At 43.5% G+C, this 2,540-nt stretch carries 2 protein-coding genes; both read left to right on the top strand.

Going from position 1 to position 2,540, the window contains the following annotated elements; translation table 11 throughout:
* The first annotated feature begins 276 nt into the window (after positions 1-276).
* Complete coding sequence (locus tag H6G18_RS24430) at positions 277-468, top strand: hypothetical protein (RefSeq protein ID WP_190409671.1); 192 nt, start codon at positions 277-279, stop codon at positions 466-468.
* 199 nt (positions 469-667) lie between these two features.
* Positions 668-2,533 (top strand): group II intron reverse transcriptase/maturase, encoded by a 1,866-nt coding sequence (gene ltrA / locus H6G18_RS24425; protein ID WP_190409670.1) that lies wholly within the window; start codon positions 668-670, stop codon positions 2,531-2,533.
* Positions 2,534-2,540: the final 7 nt, after the last annotated feature.

The following is a 2,540-nucleotide window of genomic DNA, read 5'->3' as shown; positions in this document are numbered from 1 at the left end:
AGTGCGATTCGTTGACCTGAAATCAACCAAAATCCTTTATGGATAAAGGTTTGAGGGATAGGTCGCAGGGTTTTTATAAAACCTTGACAACTTAATCTTCGTGGAGGTGAACCTCATAAATGTCATTGTACACAATGACACAGGCAATTCCTCCCCCCAAGGTGCATGGGTGAAAGCATATCCCCCATCGGTGAGACTAGCTATCAAACTGGTGAAGCGGGGATAAACGGAAGTAACTCAGAGTCCGACTGAGAATCCTTTCTAGCACAGTTAGTTATGAGCAGACCTGGGGGTCGAACTCTCGACAGAACCATCGTAATGACCAACAAGCCTACGCGGATTATCGGCTTGCCCCAAAATGGGGAAGGTGAAGAGGACAGTAGATTTTTGCCTGCTGTCAAAGGGTTGAAAATTCATGAGTTTCAACCTTGCACCCTCAAAGTAACCCGGTGGAGAGAGAGACTCTAAAACTAACGCAAAACGGAGATTAGGAACGAAGTAACCTCTGTGTTTGCTCTCAGGTTAAGGTCGAAAAACCTGAGCAGGTGCTAACCGCAAGCAGCACAGTAGGAAGGATTGTCTAAGAAGCAAACGCCTTTGGGAAAGCCAAAGGATACGCTGACGTAGACACGGTGAATTGGAATGTATAGTTTTGAGTAGTAGTAAAATGTCCAAAGCCGAACTTAGATTCAGGATGGAATGGGAAAACGACACACCAGTCTTCAAGGGAACCGAGCCGGATATCAGATGGCAGGAAATCCCTTGGAAGAAATTGGAACGGCGCGTTTTTAAACTGCAAAAGAGAATATACAGAGCCTCACAGCGTGGCGATGTCAAAACAGTCCACAAGCTCCAGAAGCTTTTAATTAAATCCTGGTCAGCAAAGTGTATCGCTGTCAGAAAAGTCACCCAGGAAAACCAAGGTAAAAATACAGCCGGGGTTGACGGAATAAAATCCCTAAGACCGGAAAAACGTCTAGCCTTGGTGAAAAAACTCCGCCCTAATGGTAAATCGTATCCAACCCGACGTGTTTGGATACCAAAACCAGGAAAGGCGGAAAAACGTCCATTGGGAATACCGACTATACACGACAGAGCTTTGCAAACACTTCTCAAAATGGCATTAGAGCCAGAATGGGAAGCCAAATTTGAACCCAATTCTTATGGGTTCAGACCCGGACGTTCGTGTCATGATGCGATTGAAGCTATCTACAAAGCAATTGTTCAAAAACCAAAATACGTTTTGGATGCCGACATTGCTAAATGTTTCGACAGGATAAACCACGAGTATATCCTCAAGAAACTCAATACCTTCCCAACCATGCGTAAACAAATTAAAGCATGGCTCAAATCAGGGGTAGTAGATAGTAAGCAGCTATTCCCTACAGATGAAGGCACACCACAAGGTGGTACAATCTCACCACTCTTGTCTAATATAGCCCTTCACGGACTAGAAGACAGGATTAATGAGGTATTCCCCACCAAAACATCTAAAGAACCGAAAACAAAAAGGACTATCAATTTTCCTAGTCCCAATTTTATTAGGTATGCAGATGATTTTGTGGTAATGCACAAAGACCTTGAGGTTGTACTCAAATGTCAAGAAATCATCTCAGAATGGTTGTCTCAAGTGGGTTTAACGCTAAAACCTGAGAAGACAAAAATAACGCACACTCTCCATGAGCATCAAGGAAATGTGGGATTTGACTTCTTAGGCTTCAACATTAGACAATTTCCCGCAGGGAAAAGAAAGTCTAGGAAAAACTCTCACGGGAATCAATTAGGGCATAAAACCCTAATTACCGCAAGCACTGAGAGCCAAAAGAACCACACTAAGAAACTTGGAGAAATTATTGACCGACACAAAGCGGTGGAACAAACTGCCTTAATCGGTAAATTAAACCCCGTCATTGAAGGATGGGCAAGATATTACTCCACAGTTGTCAGCAATCGCATCTTTGGCAAAATTGACTCCCATGTATACTCACAATTGAGCGCATGGGCGCAACGCCGACACTCGAATAAAGGGAAGAAATGGACAGCTAGAAAATACTGGCTAGTAGACCAAGGAGAAGGATGGAGGTTTTCTGGTAAAAACCCTAGTGACAAAATATACAAGCTCATCAAACACCAAGATGTGAATATTGTTAGACACACCAAGGTGCAGGGAACAAGAAGTCCCTACGACGGAGATTGGGCTTACTGGGGAAGCAGAATGGGGAAATATCCTGAACTACCTGACAGAGTTGCAAGACTCCTTAAGGCACAGAAAGGGAAATGTCCTCACTGTGGATTATATTTTCAAGATGAAGACATTATAGAAATCGACCATATTACTCCCAAATCTTTGGGTGGTAAAACCAACGATAGAAATCTACAAGCACTTCATCGACATTGCCACGACCAGAAAACTGCCAATGATGGTAGTTTGCCAGGTAGACATGACAAGTCCCAATTCATTGAGGAGCCGTGTGAATTGAAAGATTCAGGCACGGTTCTGAAGACGAGTCAAAAAGGCGACTTTTTGGCTTAGTTTAACC

Source organism: Anabaena subtropica FACHB-260, from assembly GCF_014697105.1.
Taxonomy (GTDB): domain Bacteria; phylum Cyanobacteriota; class Cyanobacteriia; order Cyanobacteriales; family Nostocaceae; genus Trichormus; species Trichormus subtropicus.
Note: the sequence above shows the minus strand (reverse complement) of the source record. Positions and strands in the feature narration are given on the sequence as shown.

Bases quoted from the DNA above. Each gene is read 5' to 3' on its own strand.
- ltrA (WP_190409670.1), top strand. From the start codon at position 668: ATGTCCAAAGCCGAACTTAGATTCAGGATGGAATGGGAAAACGACACA.
- H6G18_RS24430 (WP_190409671.1), top strand. From the start codon at position 277: ATGAGCAGACCTGGGGGTCGAACTCTCGACAGAACCATCGTAATGACC.